This window comes from Mycolicibacterium insubricum (genome assembly GCF_010731615.1).
Taxonomy (GTDB): domain Bacteria; phylum Actinomycetota; class Actinomycetes; order Mycobacteriales; family Mycobacteriaceae; genus Mycobacterium; species Mycobacterium insubricum.
This window is the reverse complement of the sequence record NZ_AP022618.1, coordinates 3471855-3494366: the sequence shown is the minus strand read 5'-3', so window position 1 is coordinate 3494366 and position 22512 is coordinate 3471855. Positions and strand designations below refer to the sequence as shown.

Here is a 22512-nt window from a genome sequence, read left to right as displayed (position 1 = left end):
GGTTAATCGTGGTGCGCGCTGCGACAGATCCGACCGACGTACGGCGCCTGGTCGCCGAACTGCTCGACGTCGACCCGCAGACGCTGGACCTCGATGCCGACCTGATCGCCGCCGGACTGGACTCCATCCGGATGATGTCGCTATCGGGACGCTGGCGCCGCGAGGGCTTCGACGTCGACTTCGCCGCGCTGGCGGCCAACCCCACCATCACCGGCTGGGCGCAGCTGCTGGGCGCGCCCGCAGCCGTCACCCCACCCGCCGAGGATACGCACACCGACGACGGTGAAGACGCGCCCTTCCCACTGGCACCCATGCAGCACGCAATGTGGGTCGGGCGCAACGACAACCAGGAACTCGGCGGGGTGGCCGGGCACCTCTACGTCGAATTCGACGGCGGCCGGATCGACGCGGACCGGCTGCGGGCCGCCGCCGATGCGCTGGCCCGGCGACACCCGATGCTGCGGGTCGAGTTCCTGCCCGACGGCACCCAGTGCATCAGCCGGCGCGCCCTGCCGGTCACCGTCGACGACCTGCGCGGGCTCGGCGACGCCGACGCGGCGGCCCGGCTGCAGCACACCCGGGAGGCGAAGTCCCACCAGCTGCTGACCGGCGAGGTGCTGCAGCTGAGCCTGACCCTGCTGCCCGGCGGAACCACCAGGCTGCACGTCGACCTGGACATGCAGGCCGCCGACGCGGTCAGCTACCGGACCCTGATGGACGACCTGGCTCGGCTCTACCGTGGCGAGGAGTTGGGCGAACTCGGCTACAGCTACCGCCGATACCGGTGCGAGGCCACCGTCTCCGACGCCAGGGCCGACGCCGACCGGACCTGGTGGGCCGAACGCATCCCCGAGTTGCCCGACGCCCCGGGCCTGCCGACGGTCCCGCCGGCCGAGGCGGCCGACCCGCGCCGCAGCACCCGCCGCTGGCACTGGCTGGACCCGCAGACCGCTACCGCGCTGTGCGCGTCCGCCCAACGCCACGGCATCACCCCGGCGATGGCGGTGGCGGCCTCCTTCTCCGGCACCCTGGCCCGCTGGTCGACCGGGCCGCGATTCCTGCTCAACGTGCCGATGTTCGCCCGCCAACCCCGCCACCCCGACGTCGACGCGCTGGTCGGCGACTTCACCTCCTCGCTGCTGCTGGACGTCGACCTGCACGGCGCGACAACCGCCCTCGACCGTGCCCGCTCGGTGCAGCAGACCCTGCACACCGCGGCCGCGCACTCCGGCTACACAGGTCTGCAGGTGCTGCGCGACCTCGGCCGACATCGCGGCAAACCCAGCTACGCGCCCGTCGTGTTCACCAGCGCCCTGGGCCTGGGCGACCTGTTCTCCGCCGACGTCGTCACCGAATTCGGCGAGCCGGTCTGGATCATCTCCCAGGGCCCGCAGGTGCTGCTGGACGCCCAGGTGACCGAATTCAACGGCGGCATCCTGGTGAACTGGGACGTCCGCGAAGACCTGTTCCGCCCGGGCGTCATCGACGCGATGTTCGAACATCACATCGCCGAACTGCACCGGCTGGCCGGCGATCCCGGCGCCTGGGAGGCCGCCGACCCGCCGGCCGTGCCGGCCGACCAGCAGCAGCGCCGCGCCGCGATCAACAGCGTTCTCGCGCCCCGGTCCGGCGAACGCCTGCATGACGGCTTCTTCCGCCGGGCCGGCGAGCAGCCGTCTGCGCCGGCGGTGTACCACCCCCCCGACGGGGTGTATCACTCCCGCGGTCAACTGACCTACCGCGAACTCGCCGCGCAGGCGCTGGCCGTTGCCGCCGCCCTCATCGACCTCGGGGTCGCACCTGGCGACGTCGTCGCTGTACTGGGACCCAAAGGCGTCCAACAGATTCCGGCCGTGCTGGGCATCCACGCCGCCGGTGCGGCGTACCTGCCGATCGGCACCGACCAACCCGTCGACCGGGCCCGGCGCATCCTGGACACCGCGGCCGTCGCCGCGGCGCTGGTCGGCGGCCCCGCGATCGAGGATCTGCCCGTGCCGGTGATCAGCGTCACCGAGGCGATCCGCCGCGGCGCGCGCAGGCCGCTGCCCGCACCGCTGCCCGGTAACGACACCGCTGTGGCCTATGTGCTGTTCACCTCCGGCTCGACCGGGGAACCCAAGGGCGTCCAGGTCAGCCACGCCGCGGCGATGAACACCGTGGAATTCATCAACGCCCACTTCGACATCGGTCCGGACGATCGAGCACTGGCGCTGTCCACCCTCGACGGCGACATCTCCGTGCTGGACGTCTTCGGGATGCTGACCGCCGGTGGCGCCCTCGTCGTCGTCGACGAGGGCGACCGCCGTGACCCGGACACCTGGGCCCGGCTGATCGAGGAACACCGGGTCACCGTGCTGCACTGGCTGACCGGTTGGCTGGAGATGCTGGTTGCCCTCCGCTCGGGCAGGTTGTCCACGGTGCGGGCGGTGCCCACCGGCGGGGACTGGGTGCGCACCGACATGGTCCGCGCGCTGCGCCGCCAAGCCCCCGGGGTCCGCGCCGCGGGCCTGGGCGGTGCCACCGAAACCGCGATCCACAACACCATCTGCGAACCGGGTGAGCTGCCCGAGCGCTGGTCGGCGGTACCGTTCGGGATTCCGTTGCCCAACAACGCCTGCCGGGTGGTCGCCGCCGACGGCACCGACTGCCCGGACTGGGTGCCCGGCGAACTGTGGGTCGGCGGACGCGGCATCGCCGACGGCTACCGCGGCCGGCCCGACCTCACCGCACAGCGATTCGTCGAGCATGACGGCCTGACCTGGTACCGCACCGGGGACCTGGTCCGCTATCTGCCCGACGGGACACTGGAATTCGTCGGTCGCGCCGATCACCGGGTCAAGATCAGCGGCTACCGGGTGGAACTCGGCGAAGTAGAAGCAGCCCTGAATCGGATCGACGGCGTGCACGGCGCGGTGGCCGTGGTGTTACCGTGCACCGGCGGGCGCGCGGGCGTCCAGCTCGGCGCGCTGGTCGCCGTCGACGACGACACACTCGGCGAACCGCAGCTGGCCGCGGCGATGGCCGGATTCGTTCCGCCGCACATGATTCCGGACCTGGTGCTCACCGTCGCGGCGATGCCCTACACCGTCGCCGGCAAAACCGACCGCAAGACCGCCGAGGCCCGGCTGGTCGACGAGGCGCGCCGACGGGAAGCCGCACCCCTGGCCGGATCACGGGCACCGGCGACACCGCTGGAAACGGCGCTGGCCGACATCACCGCCACCCTGTTGGGCCTCGAGCGGGTCGGCGCCGACGACGACTTCTTCGCCCTCGGCGGTGATTCCGTGCTGGCCACCGCGCTGATCGCGCGGATCCGCGACTGGTTGGACACCCCGACCCTGATGGTGGCCGACGTGTTCGCCGCACGCACGGTCGCCGGCCTGGCCGCACTGCTGACCGGGCGCGAACCCGGCAGCGACCGGCTCACCCAGGTCGCCGAGATCTACCTGGAGGTGGCCGGGATGGACCGCAGCCAGGCCGAATCCCTACTGGAAGCCGAGGCGCGATGAACACCCGCACGCTTGCCCTCCAGCCGTGGATCAAGCATTTCCCCGGCGATGCCGGAACCGGGGCCACCGTGCTGTTCCCGCACGCCGGCGGCGCGGCGACCGCCTACCGCCCGCTGGCCGGCGCCCTGGCGGCCACCGGTGCCGACACCTTCGTCATGCAGTACCCGCAGCGGGCCGACCGGCTCGCCGATCCCGCACCGGAGTCCATCGAGGAGATCGCCGAGGAACTGTTCGCCGCCGGTGACTGGCGCCGGGCCGGCAGACTGCGGCTCTTCGGCCACTGCATGGGTGCCCTGGTGGCCTTCGAATTCGCCCGCGCCGCGCAACGCCGCGGGGTGCCGGTCGCCGAGGTCTGGTGTTCGGCCGGGCAGGCGCCGTGGACGGTCGCCGGCTCCCCGCCGGCACCGCTGACCGACCGCGAGGTGCTCGCCGACATGGTCGACCTGGACGGCACCGACCCGCGATTGCTCGCCGACGAGGATTTCGTCGAACTCCTGCTGATGGCCGTGCGCGCCGACTACCGCGCCTTCAACCGTTACTCCTGCGACCGCACCACCCGCATCGACGCCGACGTGCACGTCCTCGGCGGGCGAGACGACCACCGGATCAGCGAGGACATGCTGCGCGGCTGGGAGTTTCACACCTCGGGCGCCTTCACCTGCACGCTGTTCGACGGCGGCCACTTCTACATCAACGATCACACCGACACCGTCGCGGAGCTGATCGGCCGTGGCTGACCGCAGCACCGAAGCCGACCCGGTCGTCATCACCGGCATGGCGGTGGAGGCACCCGGGGGAGTCGGCACCCCCGAGCAGTACTGGGCGCTGCTGGCCGAGCGGCGCAGCGCGCTGGTCCAGTTCCCCGCCGACCGTGGCTGGCCGGTGGCCGAACTGCTCGCCGGATCGTGTCGGGAGGGCTACACCCCGATCAGCGATCTCGGCGGATTCCTGTCCAGTGCCACCGAATTCGACCCGTCCTTCTTCGGCATCTCGCCGCGTGAGGCGATCGCGATGGACCCCCAGCAGCGGGTGGCGCTGCGGCAGGCGTGGCGCGCGGTGGAGAACGGCGGAATCAACCCCGACGACCTGGCCGGCCGCGACGTCGGCTGCTACGTCGGGGCGTCCGCGCTGGAGTACGGGCCGCCGATGTCCGAATTCTCCCCGCACAGCGGGCATCTGCTCACCGGCACCTCGCTCGGTGTGATCTCCGGGAGGATCGCCTACCTGCTGGGTCTGACCGGTCCGGCGCTCACCGTCGACACCTCCTGCTCGTCGTCGCTGACCGCCTTCCACACCGCCGTCACCGCCGTCCGAGACGGTGACTGCGACCTGGCCCTGACCGGCGGGGTCGCCGTGATGGGATCACCCGGCTACTTCGTCGAATTCGCCAAACAGCACGCCCTGTCCGAGGACGGACGCGCCCGCCCCTACAGTGCACAGCCCGGCGGGACGGTGTGGGCCGAAGGCGCGGCCATGTTCCTGCTGCAACGACGGTCGACGGCCGAGCGCGACGGCCACACGGTACTGGCCGAGGTGCTGGCCAGCGGCTTGAACTCCGACGGCACCACACCCGGGCTGACCGCACCGAGTGAGTCCGCGCAGGCCCGACTGTTCGCCCGCGCCATGGACCGGGCCGGCCTCGGTCCCGGCGACGTCGACGTCATCGAAGGCCACGGCACCGGCACCCGGCTGGGGGACCGCACCGAACTGCGCTCCCTGGCGCAGACCTACGGCGCGGGCGAACCCGGCACCGGTCCGGTACTCGGCTCGGTCAAATCCAACATCGGCCACGCCCAGGCCGCCGCCGGCGCTCTCGGGATGGCCAAGGTCCTCGTCGCCGCCGAACACGGGCAGATCCCCCCGACCCTGTACGTCGAGGATCCCAGCACCGAGATCGACTGGCGGCAAACCGGATTGCGCCTGGCCCGGGAACTCACCGACTGGCCGGCCACCGCGGGCCGGCGGGTGGCGGCCGTCTCGGCGTTCGGCATGAGCGGCACCAACGCGCACGTGATCCTCGCCATGCCGGACCGGGGAGCCGCCGCATGACCGCCGCGCGGGTGTTCCCGGACGGCCGGATCCCGGTACTGCTGTCCGCCCACGACGAGAGCCTGCTCGCCAGAGACGCCGCGGCGCTGCTGCGCTATCTGGATCGCGACCCCGGCGTCGCCGCCGTCGCCGCCGCGGTCCTGCGGACCCGACGGGTGCGCCGGCACCGCGCACTGGTGCGGGCCGCCGACGCGGGCGAACTCGCCGACGGCCTGCGGGCCGTCGTCGACGGCGCGGCGCACCCGCTGCTGGCCCGGTCCTCGGCGAGCGCCACCGCGCCGCGGGCCTTCGTCTTCCCCGGCCAGGGTGGCCAGTGGCCCGCAATGGGCGCGACCCACTACCGGCGGTTGGCCGCCTACCGCGCCGAGGCCGACCGGTGCGCCGCCGCCTTCGCCGGCATCGGCGCGGTGTCCCCGCTGCGGTACCTGCTCACCGCCGAGCAGGCCGGAACGGCGCCGGTCACCCAGGTGGAAATCCAGGGCGCCCAGTTCATCCACGCCCTCGCACTGGCCCGGGTCTGGGAATCCCACCACCTGGCACCGCATCTGACCGTCGGCCACAGCCTCGGCGAGATCGCCGCGGCGCATCTGGCCGGCGCCATCGCCCTGCCGGAGGCAGTCGCCGCGATCACCGCGCGCGCCGGCGCCGTGGAAGGCTTCACCGGCCGCTACGGCATGGCGGTCCTGGGCATCTCGCCCGACGCCGCCGAGGCGCTGATCGCCGAAACCCCCGGCTGGCTCGAACTTTCCGTGGTCAACTCACCGTCGTCGGTGGTGGTCTCCGGAGACCGCGACGCCATCGCGACGCTGACCGCCCGGGTCGCCGCCGAGGGAACGTTCGTCCGCGAACTGGCGGTGGATTTCCCCGCACACACCAGCCGGCTGGACTCCGCCGCGCAAGCCATGGCCGCCGGACTGCCGGATCTGCGCTTTGCCCACCCCGCCATCCCGTTCATCGGCGCGGCCACCGGCGCCGCCGTACCCGGGGACACCGAGTTCGCCGGCTACTGGCGACACAACCTGCGCACCGCGGTGCGCTTCGACGCGGCTGTACGCACCGCCGTCGACCTGGGCGCGCGCACCTTCGTCGAACTGTCCGCGCACCCGGCGTTGCTGATGGCCCTCAACGAGCTGACCGAGGACACACCCCAGACGGTGCTCACCCTGTGTTCCGGGCGGCGCGACACCGACCCGATGGACGAACTCGCCGGACAGATCGGCGCGGCGGCCGTGGCCGACCCCGAGCACCCCTGGCGCGACTACCTCTCGGGCACCGAACCGCTACTGCCCGGATTCCCCAACGCGCCGATGAAGACCGACCACCACTGGCTGGCCCCGCGCGCGGCCGCCACCCCGGTCGAACTCACCGTCGCGGTCGAACGGTGGGAACAGCAGGCCCTGCCCGAACCGGCCACCGGGGCCCGGCGCCGCGTCGCCGTCGTCGGCCCCGGCGCCCGGACGCCGCTGGCCGGGCAACTGATCGCCGCGCTGACCGCGGTCCTCGGGGTGGTGCCGGTGCCCGCCGCCGACGCCGAGACGCTGCTGGTGGTGGCGCCCGAACTGGACCATCCCGACGCCGCCCGCTCGGCCGAGGAACTCACCGCCCTGGTCGGCCACGGACTGCTGGACTACGCATCCGGCATCGGAGCCCACTGCCGCGACGTGCGGCTGCTGACCGTGGGCGGAGAGCAGGTCGACGCGCAGGAACCGGTGGCGCTGCCCGCCCAGGCGGCGATGGCCGCGATGCACCGCAGCATCGGCTCCGAGCACACCGACCAGCAGTTCCGCCACCTGGACCTGCCGTCCTGGGAGCTGGACCCGCGCACCGCCGAGGCTGCTGCGGCAGTCGCGCTCAGCGACCTCGGCGAGGCGGCGCTGCGCGCCGGACGGTCCGGCCCGGTGCTCTACCGTCGCACCCTGGTCGACGCCGCGCCGACACCCGCCCTGGCGACCGGAGACGGTCTGCTCGACGACGTCGTCATCACCGGCGGAAGCGGCGGCGTCGCAACGGAGTTCGCCCGCTACCTCGCGGCGCGGGGGGCGCGGCGCATCCTGCTGCTGAGCCGCCGCGGCGCCGACCCCGCCGCGACGGCCAGCCTGGCCGAACGACACGGCACCGTCGTGACATCGGTGCGCTGCGATATCACCGACCCCGAGCAGGTGCGGGCAGCCGCCGCCGAATTCGGCGGAACCGGGGCGAGCCTGCTGGTGCACACCGCCGCGGTGGCCACCCTCGGCTCCGGAACAGGGTGGACTCCAGCCGAATTCGCCGATACTTTCGGCGCCAAGGTGATCGGCCTGACCCGGATGGCCGAGCACTGGCCGCTGCGCCCGCAGGCCCGGATCGTGCTGTGTTCCTCGGTGTCGGGCGTCTGGGGTGGGCGCGGGCATCCCGCCTACCCGGCGGCCAACCGCATGCTGGATGTGCTGGCCGGCCAGCTGCGCGCCAAGAACCAGTCTGCCACCTCCATCCGCTGGGGCCTGTGGCCGGTCGACGGCATCGCCGACGCCGCCGAGCGGGCCCAGATCGCCCGCTCCGGGCTGCGCCCGATGCCGCCGGACGCCGCCATCGAGGCCTGCCTACACGAGTTCGACGTCGACCCGATGGTGATGGCGATCGACGGCCAGCGGCTGCGCCTGTTCGTCGACACCGACCTGCGTACCGGACACCGCGAACCCGACCCGGACGACCGGGCGCCGAGTCCCGGTGGTGACATCCAGGACATCCCCGCCGCGGTACGCACCGAGCTGGCCGCCGTGCTGCGCGTCGCCGAGCCCGCCGAGCTCGACCTGCAGGCGTCGCTGTTCGACCTGGGCATCGACTCGTTGCTGGCACTGGACCTGCGCAAGCGCCTGCAACGAGCCACCGGCCGCAAGATCGCGCTGGCCACCCTGCTGGGCGGGGTGACCGGCAGCGCACTGATCGACGAACTCGCCGGGGACGGCGGGCAACCATCCGAAGGAGCACAGAGAGTGGATTCCTCGCGTGACTGATACCACCGAAACAGCCGCCCGGATCGAGGACCCGCGACTGGAGCTGCTGCGCCGCCGGCTCGCCCAGCGCGGTCTGACCGGGCAGCCGCAGCCCACGGCCGCCGCGCCCGACGGGCCCAGCGACGGCCAGCGGCGAATGTGGTTCGTGCACAACGCCGATCCCAGCGGCGCCCTGCTCAACGTATCGGTGTCTTACCGGATCACCGGGCCGCTCGATCCGGCACAGCTGCGCCGCGCGATCGCCACCGTGGCCTGGCGCCACGCCGTGCTGCGCACCACCTACCGCGCCGACGAGAACGGCGACCCGGTGCCGACCGTGCACGACGACCTGTGCCCGTCGTTCACCGAACATGACCTGTCCGGGCTCTCCGAACAGGCCCGTGCGCTGCGCCTGGAGGTCATCGCCCAGCGCGAGTTCGCCGCCCCCTTCGATCTCGGCACCGACGCGCCCCTGCGCATCACCCTGGTGCGGATCGGCCCGGACGAACACGTACTGCTGCTGGTCGCCCATCACATCGCCTGGGACGACGGCTCCTGGCGGGTGTTCTTCGCCGACCTGACCCGCGCCTACCGCGACGGAGACCTGCCGCCGGCGCCCGCCGCCGCGCTACCCGGCCCGGAAACCCTCGAGGAGGATCTGGCGTACTGGCGGGCGGTCATGGCGGATATGCCCGAGCCCCTGGAACTTCCGGGCTCGAACGGGTCTGCGGTGCCCACCGGCTGGCGCTCGGGCCGCGTCGACGTGCGGCTGCCCGCGCACACCGCGGTGGCGCTGGCCGAGCTCGCCCGAACCGTGGGCGCCACCCCGTACATGGCGCTGCTCGCGGCGTTCGGCGTGCTCATGCACCGCTACACCCACAGCGACGACTTCCTGGTCGCCGCACCCGTTCTCAACCGCGATGGGCAGACCGAGGACACCATCGGCTACTACGGCAATACCGTCGCCATGCGGCTGCGGCCGTCCCCGACGATGACCTTCCGGGAGATGCTGGAACACACCCGCGACGTCGCGGTCGGTGCGTTCAGCCACCAGCGCGTCAACCTGGACCGGGTGGTCCGCGAACTCAACGTCGACCGGCGCCACGGCGCCGAACGACAGACCCGGGTTAGCTTCGGATTCCGCGAGCCCGACGGCGGCGGCTTCTGCCCGCCGGGCATCGGCTGCCGGCGCGCCGAACTGCGCGGCCACCTCACCCAATTGCCGCTGGGCCTGATGGCCGAATTCGACGCCTCGGAAAACGGCGGCGTGCTGATCGAGGCCGAATACCTCATCGAGATCCTCACCCCGGCGCTGGCCCGCCAGCTGCTCGATCACCTGGTGATCCTGCTCGGCGACGCACTCGCCCGCCCCGACGAACCGCTGTACCGGCTCGACTTGCTGGGCGCCGAGGAAGCCAACTGGCTGGACAAGGTCTCCCGCGGTGAGGATTTCGACACCGAACCGGCCACCCTGGCCGATCTGGTCGAAGCGCAGGTCGCCCGGACCCCGGACGCGGTCGCCATGGTCTACGAGGGCCGCAACTACACCTACCGCGAGGTCAACGAGGAGGCCAACCGGATCGCCCACCGGCTGATCTCGGCGGGCATCGGCACCGAGGACCGGGTGGCGGTGCTGCTGGACAAATCCCCGGAACTGGTGATCACCGCACTCGGCGTGGCCAAGTCCGGTGCGGTGTACCTGCCGGTGGACCCGACCTACCCGCCCGAGCGCCTGGAGTTCATCCTGGCCGACTGCGACGCCAAACTCGTCATCCGGGAACCCGTCGGCGACCTCGACGGACAGCCGAGTGGCGACCCCACCGACGCCGACCGGATCCGGCCGCTGACCCCGGACAACACCGCCTACCTGATCTACACCTCCGGCACCACCGGAACCCCCAAGGGCGTCCCGGTGCCGCACCGCCCGATCGCCGAATACTTCGTCTGGTTCAAGGGTGACTACAACGTCGGCGCCGGCGACCGCATGCTGCAGGTCGCCTCGCCCAGCTTCGACATCTCGCTGGCCGAGGTGTTCGGGACCCTGGCCTGCGGGGCGCGGGTCGTCGTGCACAAGCCCGGCGGATTGGCCGACATCGGCTACCTGACCGAACTGCTGCGCAACGAGGGCATCACCGCCATGCACTTCGTGCCGTCGCTGCTCGGGCTGTTCCTGTCGCTGCCCGGTGTCAACCAGTGGCGCACCCTACAGCGCGTGCCCATCGGCGGAGAACCGCTGCCCGGTGAGGTCGCCGACCGGTTCCACGCCACCTTCGACGCGATGCTGCACAACTTCTACGGCCCCACCGAAACGGTGATCAACGCCAGCCGCTACAAGGTGGAGGGCAAGCAGGGCGCGGGCATCGTGCCGATCGGCACCCCCAAGATCAACACCAACATCTATCTGCTCGACGACAACCTGGCGCCGGTGCCGGTCGGGGTGATCGGCGAGATCTACATCGGCGGAACCCATGTCGCGCACGGCTACCACCGCCGGCCCGGGCTGACCGCGGAGCGCTTCGTCGCCGACCCGTTCGTGGCCGGCGCCCGGATGTACCGCTCCGGTGACCTGGCCCGGCGCAACGCCGACGGCGACATCGAATTCGTCGGCCGCGCCGACGAGCAGGTCAAGATCCGCGGCTTCCGCATCGAACTCGGCGACGTCGCCGCCGCGATCTCCGTCGACCCGAGCGTCGGCCAGGCCGTCGTGCTGGTGCGCAACCTCGACCGGCTCGGTCGCAGCCTGGTCGGCTACCTCACCCCGGCGGCCGGCCAACTGATCGAATCAGTTGAGGTGGAACGGATTCGGGCCCGAGTCGCCGCCGCGCTACCGGAATACATGGTGCCCGCCGGGTACGTCGTACTCGAGGAGATCCCGCTCACCAACCACGGCAAGATCGACCGGGACGCTTTGCCGGAACCGGAGATCAGCGCCGCCACGGAATACCGCGAACCGGAGAACAGCACGCAATACCGGCTGGCCGAGATCTTCGGCGAACTGCTCGGTCACGACCGCGTCGGCGCCGACGACTCCTTCTTCGACCTCGGCGGACATTCGCTGCTGGCGACCCGGCTGGTCGCGGCCGTGCGATCCGGCTGCGGGGTGGAGATCGAAGTCCGCGACATCTTCGAGCACCCCACCGTCGGGGAACTCGCCCGTCACATCGACAGCCGCGCGATGGCATCGGGCCCGCAGCGACCCCGGTTGGCCCCGGCCACCGGCGACGGCCCGCCCCCGCTGTCGTCGGCGCAGCTGCGCAGCTGGTTCTCCTACCGGATCGAGGGGCGCAGCGCGGTCAGCAACATCCCGTTCGCGGCGCGCCTGTCCGGGCCCTGCGACGTCGACGCGCTGGCCGCCGCCATCGCCGATGTGGTGGACCGGCACGCCATCCTGCGCACCACCTACCGCGAGATCGACGGTGTCCCGCACCAGATCGTCCATCCCGCCGCCGGACTGCCGGTGCGCACCGTGCGCGGCGACGACGTGGTGTGGGCGCTGGCCGAACTCGACGCCGAACGCCGCTACGCGTTCGACCTGGAGAACGAATGGCCGGTGCGCGCGGCGATCTTCAGCACCGGCGACGAACACGTGGTGTCGCTGCTGGTGCACCACATCGCCGGCGACCACTGGTCGGCCGGGGTGCTGTTCCGCGATCTGCTCACCGCCCACCTGGCTCGCACCGGCGGCCACGGACCCGACTGGGCGCCGCTTCCGGTGCAGTACGGCGACTACGGCGCCTGGCAGGCCGAACTGCTCGGCGAGGCGTGGGACATCGCCGAACCGCAACGCGACTACTGGCGCGGCCAACTGGCGGGGCTGCCCGAGGAGACCGGACTGCGCACCGACTTCCCGCGGCCCCCGATGCCCAGCGGAGCCGCCGACACCGTCGAGTTCACCATCGATGCGCAGACCCGGGACCGGTTGGCCGAGCTGGCCCGGGCCGAGAACGCCACCGAGTTCATGCTGCTGCAGGCCGCCGTCGCGGTGGTGTTGAGCAAGGCCGGCAGCGGCACCGACATCCCCATCGGGACGCCGGTCGCCGGACGCAGCGAAACCGAACTCGACGACCTGGTCGGGTTCTTCGTCAACATCCTGACGCTGCGCAACGACCTGGGCGGAAACCCCACGCTGCGCGAGATCCTGGTGCGCGCCCGCGATATGGCGCTGTCCGCGTACGGAAACCAGGACCTGCCGTTCGACCAGGTGGTCGACGCGGTCAGCCCGACGCGGACCCTGTCGCGCAACCCGCTGTTCCAGGTCGTCGTGCACGTGCGCGAACAGGTCCCGACCGGCCAGGTACTCGCCTCCGGCCCGGACGGCGACACCGTATTCACCGCGCTGGAACCGGTTTTCGACGTCGCGCACGCCGACCTGTCGCTGGCCTTCTTCTCTCGCGAGGACGGCTACCGCGGGCACATCATGTTCCGCCCCGAGCTCTACCGGCGGGCCACCGTACAACGCTTCGCCGACTGGCTGGCCCGCGTCGTCGCGGCCTTCGCCGCCGACCCCGACACCGCGCTGGCCGACGTCGCCGTCAACGACGCCGCCGAACGGCAGCGGATCCTCACCGAGTTCAGCGGCGGCCCGGTGGCGCCGGTGTACCTCCTCGACGGCACCCTGGCCCCGGTACCGGTCGGCGTGGCCGGCGACGTCTACGTCGGCGGCGTACAGGCCGCCGGGCACCGCGAGGCCCCCGCCTCGACGGCGACCCGGATCGTGGCGAATCCGTTCGGGTCCCCGGCCGGATCGCGGCTCTACCGCACCGGGGAGCGGGCCCGCTGGTCCGACGACGGGGTCCTGGAGTACCTCGGCGAGCCGGTCACGACGGCCGCGCCCGGCGGGACAGCGGCGGCGACGCACACCTTCGAGGAACCGGCGACCGACACCGAGCGACGGCTGGCCGCCCTGCTCGGCGAACTGCTGGAGACCGAGGAGATCGGCCGGCACGACGAGTTCTTCGCCCTCGGCGGTGACAGCATCCTCGCCGTGCAGCTGGCCGCCCGCGCCCGCGACGCCGGACTGGCGGTGACCGCCCGGATGATCTTCGAGCACCCGGTGCTCACCGATCTGGCCGCCGCCGCCGAAAACGCCGACCCCGCAGAGGAACCCGCCGACACCCATCACGCGCCGATGAGCGTCTCGGGCCTCTCCGAGGACGAGCTGGCCGCCCTCACCGCATCCTGGGGCGGTACCGAGTGAGCGCAGCCGGGGCGACCATCGAGGACGTCATCGCGCTGAGCCCACTGCAACTCGGCCTGTATTCGATGGCCGCCTTCGCCGACGGGGACGGCGGCCGCGTCGACCCGTACACCATCGCGATGGCCGCCGATATCGACGGCCCGTTGGACGTCGACCTGCTGCGCGACTGCGCGACCGCCATGCTGGTCCGCCACCCCAACCTGCGGGCCAGCTTCTACCGCGGCGACCTGCGCAAACCCGTCCAGGTGATCCCCGCCGAGGTGCGGCTGCCCTGGCGGCACCTGCCCGCCGCCGACCGCGATGAGGCGCTGCGACTGGAGGCCGAGGAACGGGCCACACCGTTCGACCTCGGCAACGGCCCGGTCATCCGGTTCCTGCTGATCGAACTCCCGGACGCCCACTGGCGACTCGCGGTGGTGGCGCACCACATCGTGATCGACGGATGGTCGCTGCCGCTGTTCGTGGGGGAGCTCATCGCCACCTACCGCGCCGGCGGCGACACCGCCGCGCTGCCGCCCGCTCCCCGGCCCTACCGCGACTACATCGGCTGGCTGGCCGACCGCGACGACCAGCAGAGCCTGGACCTGTGGCGCCGTCACCTCGACGGCCTGTCCGACCCGACGCTGCTGACCCCCGCGCTGACCGCCGAGGAACCCGCGCCGGGGCTGCCCGGCACAGCCGAGGTCCGGCTGGACCCCGCGGCCACCCGGGCGCTGACCGAGGCCGCCCGGAGCCGCGGCGTCACCGTCAACACCCTGGTGCAGCTGGCCTGGGCCCGGTTGCTGTCCACGTGCACCGGGCGCAGCGATGTGGTGTTCGGGGTCACCGTGTCGGGCCGGCCCGGCGAGATCGCCGGGGTGGAGACGATGGTCGGGCTGTTCATCAACACCGTGCCACTTCGGGTCCGCCTCGACCCGGCCGAAACCGTTGGGCAGCAGTGCCTTCGGCTGCAACGCGAAGCCGCCGCACTGCGCGACCACAGTCACCTCACCCACGCCGACCTGCGCCGGGTGGCCGGCATCGGCGAGCTGTTCGACACCCTGCTCGTCTACGAGAACTTCCCGCCCGGGGCCTTGGTGGGCGGCGGGGAGTTCACCGTCAACGGCGCCACCTTCAAACCCGCCGCGCTGGAAAGCCTGGCGCACTTCCCGGTCACCGTCGCCGCGCATCTGGTCGCCGACGAACTCACCGTGCTGGTGGAGTCCCTGGACGGCGCGCTGGGCATGATGACCCGGGCCGGCCTGGCCCGCCGGGTGCTGGAGCTGGTGCAGCGGCTGATCGGCTGCTGGGACCGGCCGCTGGCCGAGGTCAGCACCCTGATCGACGACGAGACCGCCCCCACCGGACCGACCGAATCCTCGGTCACCGAGGGGGATTCGGTGCACACCCGGTTCGCCGCGGTGGCCGCCGAATACCCCGACCGGGTGGCGCTGTCCGACGCCGCCGGCACGCTGACCTACGCCGAGCTGGACCACGCGGCCGACCGGGCGGCCGCGGACCTGCTGGCCCGCGGCGTCACCGCAGAGGAACCGGTGGCGATCTCGCTGAGCCGCGGATCCCGCTACGTGATCGCGATGCTCGCCGTCCTCAAGGCCGGCGCCATGATCGTCCCGCTGGAACCGGAGATGCCCGCCGAACGTATCGCCGACATCCTCGCCCAATCCGGCGCTCGCATCATCATCGACGAAGACTGGCCGATCCCGGCTGCCGAACCCCCGCCGGGCTACCGGCCCGCCGTCGTGCACCCCGACCGGGCCGCCTACGCGGTGTTCACCTCCGGCACCACCGGAAAACCCAAGGGCGTCATCGGAACCCACCGCGCCCTGCTGGCCTATGCCGCCGATCACGCCGACCACGTGCTGCGGCCCGCCGCGGCGCGGCTGGACCGGCCGCTGACCATCGCCCACGCCTGGTCGTTCACCTTCGACGCGGCCTGGCAGCCGCTGGCCGGGCTGCTCGACGGCCACCGCGTGCACATCGTCGGCGACGACATCCGCCGCGACGCCGAACGACTCGTCGAGGCCATCGAATCCCGCCGCATCGACATGATCGACACCACCCCGTCGATGTTCGCCCAGCTGCACAACGCCGGCCTGCTCACGCACGTCGACCTGGCCGTCCTCGCGCTGGGCGGGGAGGCGATCGGCGTGGCCACCTGGCGCGCGATCCGCCAGGCGTGCGAACGCACCAGCATGGCGGCCTACAACTGTTACGGACCCACCGAGACGACGGTGGAGGCGGTGGTCGCCGAGATCGACCGCCACCTGCGGCCGACCATCGGCCGCCCCACCACCGGCACCGGAATCCAGATCCTCGACTCCTGGCTGCGGCCGGTGCCCGACGGTGCGGCCGGCGAGCTGTACCTGTCCGGCGACCAGCTGACCCGCGGCTATCTCGGTCGGCCGGGTGAAACCGCCGCCCGCTACGTCGCCGACCCGCTGCACTCCGGTCACCGGATGTACCGCACCGGGGACGTGGTGCGCCGCGCCCCGGACGGGTCCCTGCACTACCTGGGCCGCAGCGATGACCAGACCAAGATCCGCGGCTACCGCGTCGAACCCGGCGAGGTCGCCGCCGTCTTGCTGGCCCACCCGGAGGTCAAGACCGCGCACGTCGTCGTCCGTGAACACCGCGCCGGACCGCGGCTGATGGCCTACGTCGGCACCGGCGGCGCCGAACTTCCGGTCACCGCCCTGCGCCGCAGGCTGTCGGACCGATTGCCCCGCTATCTGATCCCGCACCGCATCCAGGTGCTCGACGACCTGCCGCTCACGCCCAACGACAAGGTCGACGACCGGGCGCTGGCCGCCCTGGACACCGCCGACGACGCGGCCGTGGCGACCGCCGCGGAAACCCCGACCGAGACGGTGCTGGCCGAGGTGGTGGCGGAGCTGCTCGACGTCCCCGCCGTAGACGTCACCGCGGACCTGCTGGACCTGGGCCTGGACAGCATCGTCGCGCTGTCGGTGGTGCAGGCGGCGCGGCGCCGCGGGCTGGCACTGCGCGCCCGCCTGATGCTGGAGTGCGCCTCGATCCGGGAACTGGCCGCCGCCGTCGACGACGCGGCCGTGCACCCGGACCTCGGCGCCGACGCCGGCAGCGGGCCGATCCCGGTGCTGCCGAATGTGCACTGGCTCTACCGGCACGGTGACCCGCGCCGGCTCGCCCAGACCGAGGCGATCCGGCTGCCGGCCGGGGTCACCGGCGAACAGCTGCGCGCCATGCTGGCCGCCGCGGTGGCCGGGCACGAGGTGCTGCGCTGCCGGCTCGATCTGACCGAGATGACGCTGATTCCCGACGCCGACCCGGTGACGCTGACCGAGGTGATCATCGCCGGCGACCTGGCCGCCGCGGTCCGGCAGCAGACGGCCGACGCCGTGGAAAGCCTTGACCCGCAACAGGGCCGGCTGCTGGTGGCCGCCTGGCTGCACGCGCCCGGCGAGTCCGGCGTGCTGGTGCTCACCGGCCACGTGCTGGCCCTGGACCCGGCGTCCTGGCGCATCCTCATCGGCGAGTTGGACGCCCACTGGCACACCCTGGCGTGCGGGCGGGCGCTCGCACCGGTGGGTGAACAGACCGGCTACCGGCGCTGGTCGCAACTGCTGCACGAGCGGGCCCGGACACTGGACACCTGCGAGTTCTGGGAGACCCAATTACGCGGCCCCGACCCGGTTCTCGGTGCGCGCCCGGTACGGCCGGACACCGACCGGGCCGCCGACCTGCAGATCTCGGTGTCGATCAGTGATCCCGTCCTGACCGCCGCCCTGCTGGCCGACGATCGGCCGATCACCGAACTGCTCGCCGCCGCGGCCGCCCGGATGATCACCGCGTGGCGGACCCGGCGACACCAGTCGACCCCGGCGCCGCTGTTGGCCCTGGAAACCCACGGCCGCGCCGACGCCGCCGTCGACCCGGACGGAATCACCGACACCGCCGACACCCTCGGCCTGCTCAGCGCCATCTACCCGGTCCGGGTCCCCGAGGACACCGGGGTTCCCCAGATCCCGGGAGACGGCATCGACTACGCCCTGCTGCGCTATCTGCGGCCCGACACCGCCGAGCGGCTGGCCTCCCATCGAGATCCGCAACTCATGCTGAACTACCTGGGCCGCACCGAAATCGGCGGCGGCGGGGCCGCCATGCAGGACCGCAGCCTGCTGAACGGGGTCTCCCTGGTACCCGAGCAGAACCTGGCGGTCTACCACGAACTGACCGTCATCGCCGCCATCATGCTCGACCCCGACGGTGGCGACGACCCGGTGCTGGCCACCCAATGGCGTTGGCTGCCTGAAATTTTCACCACGGAGGACATCACGGTGCTGCAGTCACTGTGGCAGGACGCACTGGCGGAGGTGGCCTCATGACGGCGACACTGGCGATCATCGGTGCCGGACCGAAGGCCGTCGCGGTGGCGGCCAAGGCCGCGGTACTGCGCTCCATGGGCGTCCCCACGCCCGAGGTGATCAGCGTGGAACGCACCGCCGTCGGCGCCAACTGGCAGGCCAGCGGCGGCTGGACCGACGGCAACCACCGGCTGGGCACCGGACCGGAGAAGGACATCGGCTTCCCGTACCGCTCGTCGCTGGTGCCGCGGCGCAACAGCGAGGTCGACGAGCGGATGCTTCGCTATAGCTGGCAGGCGTACCTGGTGGCCACCGGGCAGTTCGCCGAATGGGTGGATCGCGGCCGGCCCGCACCCCGGCACCGCAACTGGGCGCGCTACCTGCACTGGGTGGCCGATCAGGTCGAGATGACCGTGGTGCCCGGTGAGGTCACCGCCCTCGGCGTCGACGGGTCGCGCTGGACCCTGGCTGTCGACGGGGAGGACGGCCCGAGCAGCACCGTCGCCGACGGGGTGCTGGTCACCGGCCCCGGCCAGGCCGAGCGGTCCATCCTGCCGGGGAACCCGCGGGTGCTGTCCATCGCCCAGTTCTGGCACCGTGCCGCCGGGCACGAGCGGATCACCGCCGAACGGGTGGTCGTCATCGGCGGCGGGGAGAGCGCCGCAGCGATCCTCAACGAGCTTTTCGCGCACCGGGTTTCGACGATCACCGTTATCTCCCCGCAGGTCACCCTGTTCACCCGCGGCGAGGGATTCTTCGAGAACAGCCTGTTCTCCGACCCGACCCACTGGGCCGGCCTGACCTCGGCGGAACGCCGCGACGCCATCGCCCGCACCGACCGCGGGGTGTTCTCCGCGCGGGTGCAGGAGTCACTGCTGGCCGACGACCGCATCCGGCACCTGCGCGGCCGGGTCGCGCATGCGGTCGCCCGCGACGAGCAGATCCGGCTGACCCTGCACAGCGATCGGGCCGGCGAGCCGTCGGAGACCGTGCACGGCTTCGACCTGGTCATCGACGGCTCCGGCGCCGACACGCTGTGGTTCACCGAGCTGTTCAGCCAGGACGCGCTGGACCTGATCGAGCTGGGCCTCGGCGGCCCGATGACGGGGGAGCGGCTCGCCGAATCCATCGGCCACGACCTATCCGTCGAACACCTGACGCCGAAGTTGTTCCTGCCCAACCTGTCCGGGCTCAATCAGGGACCGGGGTTCCCGAACCTGAGCTGCCTGGGCCTGCTGTCCGACCGGGTATTGGGTTCCGACCTGGCTGCCCCGCACCCCACGCGAAGGAGAACCGATGAGCACCAATCCGTTCGATGACGAGAACGGCACCTTCTACGTCCTGGTCAACGACGAGGAGCAGCACAGCCTGTGGCCGTCGTTCGCCGAGGTCCCCGCGGGCTGGACGATCGCCGTCGGCCCGGCGCCCCGCACCGACTGCCTGGCCTACGTCGAGGCGAACTGGGCCGATATCCGCCCGCGCAGCCTGCGTGAGGCGCTGGCGAACTAGCACACGCCCGCCGGACCGGGGGTCGGGGTGCCTGCACGGCGCCGGTGGCCGCACGAGACGATAGCCCCATGGCCGACGACGACGATCACGGACAGCTCTACGCCGAATTCGACGGCCCGGACCTCGACCCGCAGCGCCTGACGCGAGCCGCGGCGGCCCTGACCGCACGGCACCCGCAGCTGCGCGTCGGCGAGACCGCCGGTGACCCGTCGATCCCGGTCGACGACCTTCGCGAGCGTCCGGACACCGACGCCGAGCGGGAACTGACCGCCATCCGCGAAGCCGGCACGGCCGCCGGGCTCGGGACCAGCCCGCTGCGGCTGGGCCTGACCCGACTGCCGGGCGGGCGCGCCCGGCTGCACGTCCACCTGGACCTGCACGACGCCGACCTGCCGAGCCTCGGCATCCTGATGGCGGACCTGGCCTCGGCCTACACCGGCGCCGAGACTCCAGAGCTGAACGTCACCGTCGAGCAGTACCGGCGGGCCGTCCCGCCGCCCGACGACGCCACGGTGTCCCGCGACCGCGCGTGGTGGCGGGAGCGGTTGCCGGGACTGGCCCCGGCGCCGGGACTGCCGACATTGCCCCGCTGGGAACAGACCGACCCCCGTCGCATCACCCGTCGTTCCCGACGACTGGGCGACGCCGTCCGCGACGGCCTGTACCGCGCGGCGCACCAGCACGGCGTCAGCGTCCCGGCCGCCGCCGCATCCGTGTTGACCTCGTCGCTGGCCGCCTGGTCGTCGCGATCACCGATGCTGCTGGCCCTGATGATCTTCGACCGTCGCCCCGTGCACGCCCAAGTCGGTTGGCTGGTCGGCGATTTCAGCTCGGTGCTGCCGGTGCAGGTGGATCCGGGCGCGGCCGTCACCGCAGTCGACTGCGCCCGCGCGGTGACCGCCGCCGTCGGCGAGGCCGCCGCGCACGCCGGCTACCCCGGCCGCGCGGTGCTCGAGGAGCTGGCCGTGCACCGGGAAAAGGCAGCCCCGGTCGCGTTCACCGGCCTGCTCGGCGCCGGTGACTTCTTCACCCCCGCGGTCACCGCGACGTTCGGCGAGCCGGTCTGGCTGACCACCCGGATACCCGGGGTGGACCTGGACGTCCAGGTCATCGAGGTCGGCGGTGAGCTGCTGGTGAACTGGAGCGTGCGCGAAGACGTCTTCCGCCCGGGCGCCATGGACGCGATGTTCGCGCACTATGTCGACGAACTGGTGCGACTGGCCGACACCACCGCTGACGTCGACCCGTGGACCGTCGCGGCCAGCTCGGTGGTGCCCGAGGGCCAGTTCTCCATCCGCGCCGCACTGAACGCCGCGACCTCGGTGCCGAGCGGAAAACGCCTGCACGACGGTCTTTTCCGTGCCGCGCAGGTGCAGCCGAGCGCCATTGCGGTGATCGCGGCCACCGGCCAGATCAGCTACCTCGGCCTGGCCCGGCGGGCATTGGCGGTCGCGTCGGCGCTGACCCGGCGCGGGGTGGGCCGCGGTGACATCGTCTCGGTCACCGGCGACGGCATCGACTACATCGCCGCGCTGCTGGGCACACTGGCCGCCGGGGCCGCCTTCCTGCCGGTCACCGATCCGGCCGACCTGCCGGTGCAGCCGGCGCTGGTGTTGTCCGCGGCGGCCGAACCCGTCACCGGCGCGCTGTCGGTGGCCGACGCGGTCGCCGAGGGTCACCGCGCCGAGCCGGTGGACGGCGATCCGGGCGACCGGGCGGCGATCCTGTTCACTGCCGGATCGCACCGGGCCGTCGAGCTGACCCACGACGCGCTGATGAACACCGTCGAATTCGCGGCCCGCCACTTCGGTTTGAGCCCCGCCGACCGGGTCCTGGCCGTGTCGCCGTCGGCCACCGCCTGGACGATCCTCGACGTGTTCGCCACCCTGGCCACCGGCGGAACCGTGGTCGTCGTCGACGAGGCGCGCCGGCGCGACCCGGCGGCGTGGGCCCGGCTGGTGGCCGCCTACGGCGTCACCGTGCTCAACGCCGCCCCCGGCGCCGTGCGGCAACTCATCGAGGCGGGGGCCGGGCGGCTCGGGTCGCTGCGGGTGGTGGTCACCGGCTCCGATCCGATCCACGTCGACCTGGCCACCGCGGTGCGCCGGGAGGCTCCGCAGACCCGATTCATCGGCCTGGGCGGCTCGACCGAGACGGCGCTGGCCGCCTGCTTCTGCGAACCGGCGATCATCCCGTCGTACTGGACCGGGCTGCCCTACGGGAGGCCGCTGCCCAACACCGCCTGCCGGGTGGTCACCGCCGACGGCGCCGACTGCCCGGACTGGGTGGTCGGGGAGCTGCTGATCAGTGGGCGAGGACTGGCGCAGGGCTACTCCGGGGACCCGGAGCTGACCGCCCTGCGATTCACCGACGACAACGGCGGCCGGTGGTTCCGCACCGGCGACCGGGCCCGGTACTGGCCGAACGGCACGCTGGAAGTCGTCGGCCGGGCCGGGAACGAGGCGGTGATCGGTGACCGGCGGGTGAATCTCGACGAGGTGACCACAGCCGTGCACCGCATCCGTGGGGTCGCCGGCGCGGTCGTGCTCGCGTTGCCCGGCGACGACGGCGGCGTGCTGGCCGCGCTGGTGCAGGTCGACGACCCGGAGATGACCGAGGAGCGGCTGGCCCGGGCGATGTCCGGGCTGCTGCCGGTACACCAGGTTCCCACGGTGATCCGGCTGACCGGCCGGCTGCCGTATACCGCCGAGGGCCGGGTGGACCGGGTCGCCGCGGGGGCGGTGCTGACCGGGGAGGCCGACGATCGCCCGGCCGAAACGGACGCTGTCGAGCCCGTTGGCGGCGGCGCTGACGCAGCCCTTCCGCCGCTGGCGCCGATGGCGACCCGCCCCGATAATTTCTCACAGGATTCTTAGGGTTTGGGGTCTTGTTTTGTCGGTCTGACCGGCGTTTTTGTCAGTGGCTCGAACTAG

At 72.3% G+C, this 22512-nt stretch carries 9 protein-coding genes; all 9 read left to right on the top strand.

Features of this window, described 5'->3' with window-relative positions; genetic code table 11:
• Positions 1–8 precede the first annotated feature (8 nt).
• The 9 genes from G6N16_RS16425 (at position 9) to G6N16_RS16385 (ending at position 22455) form a co-directional block, all read left to right on the top strand.
• Positions 9–3509: a non-ribosomal peptide synthetase gene (locus G6N16_RS16425; RefSeq protein WP_083028836.1), complete on the top strand. Its 3501-nt coding sequence runs from the start codon at positions 9–11 to the stop codon at positions 3507–3509.
• Positions 3506–4246, top strand: a complete 741-nt coding sequence (locus tag G6N16_RS16420) for a thioesterase II family protein (protein ID WP_083028837.1) — start codon at positions 3506–3508, stop codon at positions 4244–4246. Before G6N16_RS16425 ends, G6N16_RS16420 begins: the two co-directional genes overlap by 4 nt.
• Positions 4239–5558, top strand: a complete 1320-nt coding sequence (locus G6N16_RS16415) for a beta-ketoacyl [acyl carrier protein] synthase domain-containing protein (RefSeq protein ID WP_083028838.1) — start codon at positions 4239–4241, stop codon at positions 5556–5558. The genes G6N16_RS16420 and G6N16_RS16415 overlap by 8 nt, the downstream gene beginning before the upstream one ends.
• Positions 5555–8551, top strand: coding sequence for a mycobactin polyketide synthase MbtD (gene mbtD / locus G6N16_RS16410; RefSeq protein ID WP_083028839.1), 2997 nt, complete (start codon positions 5555–5557; stop codon positions 8549–8551). The genes G6N16_RS16415 and mbtD overlap by 4 nt, the downstream gene beginning before the upstream one ends.
• Positions 8544–13727 carry a non-ribosomal peptide synthetase gene (locus tag G6N16_RS16405; RefSeq protein WP_083028840.1) on the top strand — a complete coding sequence of 1728 codons (5184 nt, stop codon included), beginning with the start codon at positions 8544–8546 and terminating at the stop codon, positions 13725–13727. The genes mbtD and G6N16_RS16405 overlap by 8 nt, the downstream gene beginning before the upstream one ends.
• Complete coding sequence (locus G6N16_RS16400; RefSeq protein WP_234805683.1) at positions 13724–18091, top strand: non-ribosomal peptide synthetase; 4368 nt, start codon at positions 13724–13726, stop codon at positions 18089–18091. The genes G6N16_RS16405 and G6N16_RS16400 overlap by 4 nt, the downstream gene beginning before the upstream one ends.
• Complete coding sequence (mbtG, locus tag G6N16_RS16395) at positions 18088–19389, top strand: NADPH-dependent L-lysine N(6)-monooxygenase MbtG (RefSeq protein ID WP_083028842.1); 1302 nt, start codon at positions 18088–18090, stop codon at positions 19387–19389. The genes G6N16_RS16400 and mbtG overlap by 4 nt, the downstream gene beginning before the upstream one ends.
• Positions 19367–19579 (top strand): MbtH family protein, encoded by a 213-nt coding sequence (locus G6N16_RS16390; protein WP_083028843.1) that lies wholly within the window; start codon positions 19367–19369, stop codon positions 19577–19579. Before mbtG ends, G6N16_RS16390 begins: the two co-directional genes overlap by 23 nt.
• A gap of 68 nt (positions 19580–19647) precedes the next feature.
• Positions 19648–22455 carry an AMP-binding protein gene (locus G6N16_RS16385; RefSeq protein ID WP_083028844.1) on the top strand — a complete coding sequence of 936 codons (2808 nt, stop codon included), beginning with the start codon at positions 19648–19650 and terminating at the stop codon, positions 22453–22455.
• Positions 22456–22512 lie beyond the last annotated feature (57 nt).

What these genes read in the sequence shown, in the direction of transcription:
- G6N16_RS16420 (WP_083028837.1), top strand. Translation starts at nt 3,506, where the DNA reads ATGAACACCCGCACGCTTGCCCTCCAGCCGTGGATCAAGCATTTCCCC.
- mbtD (WP_083028839.1), top strand. Translation starts at nt 5,555, where the DNA reads ATGACCGCCGCGCGGGTGTTCCCGGACGGCCGGATCCCGGTACTGCTG.
- mbtG (WP_083028842.1), top strand. Translation starts at nt 18,088, where the DNA reads ATGACGGCGACACTGGCGATCATCGGTGCCGGACCGAAGGCCGTCGCG.
- G6N16_RS16390 (WP_083028843.1), top strand. Translation starts at nt 19,367, where the DNA reads ATGAGCACCAATCCGTTCGATGACGAGAACGGCACCTTCTACGTCCTG.
- G6N16_RS16385 (WP_083028844.1), top strand. Translation starts at nt 19,648, where the DNA reads ATGGCCGACGACGACGATCACGGACAGCTCTACGCCGAATTCGACGGC.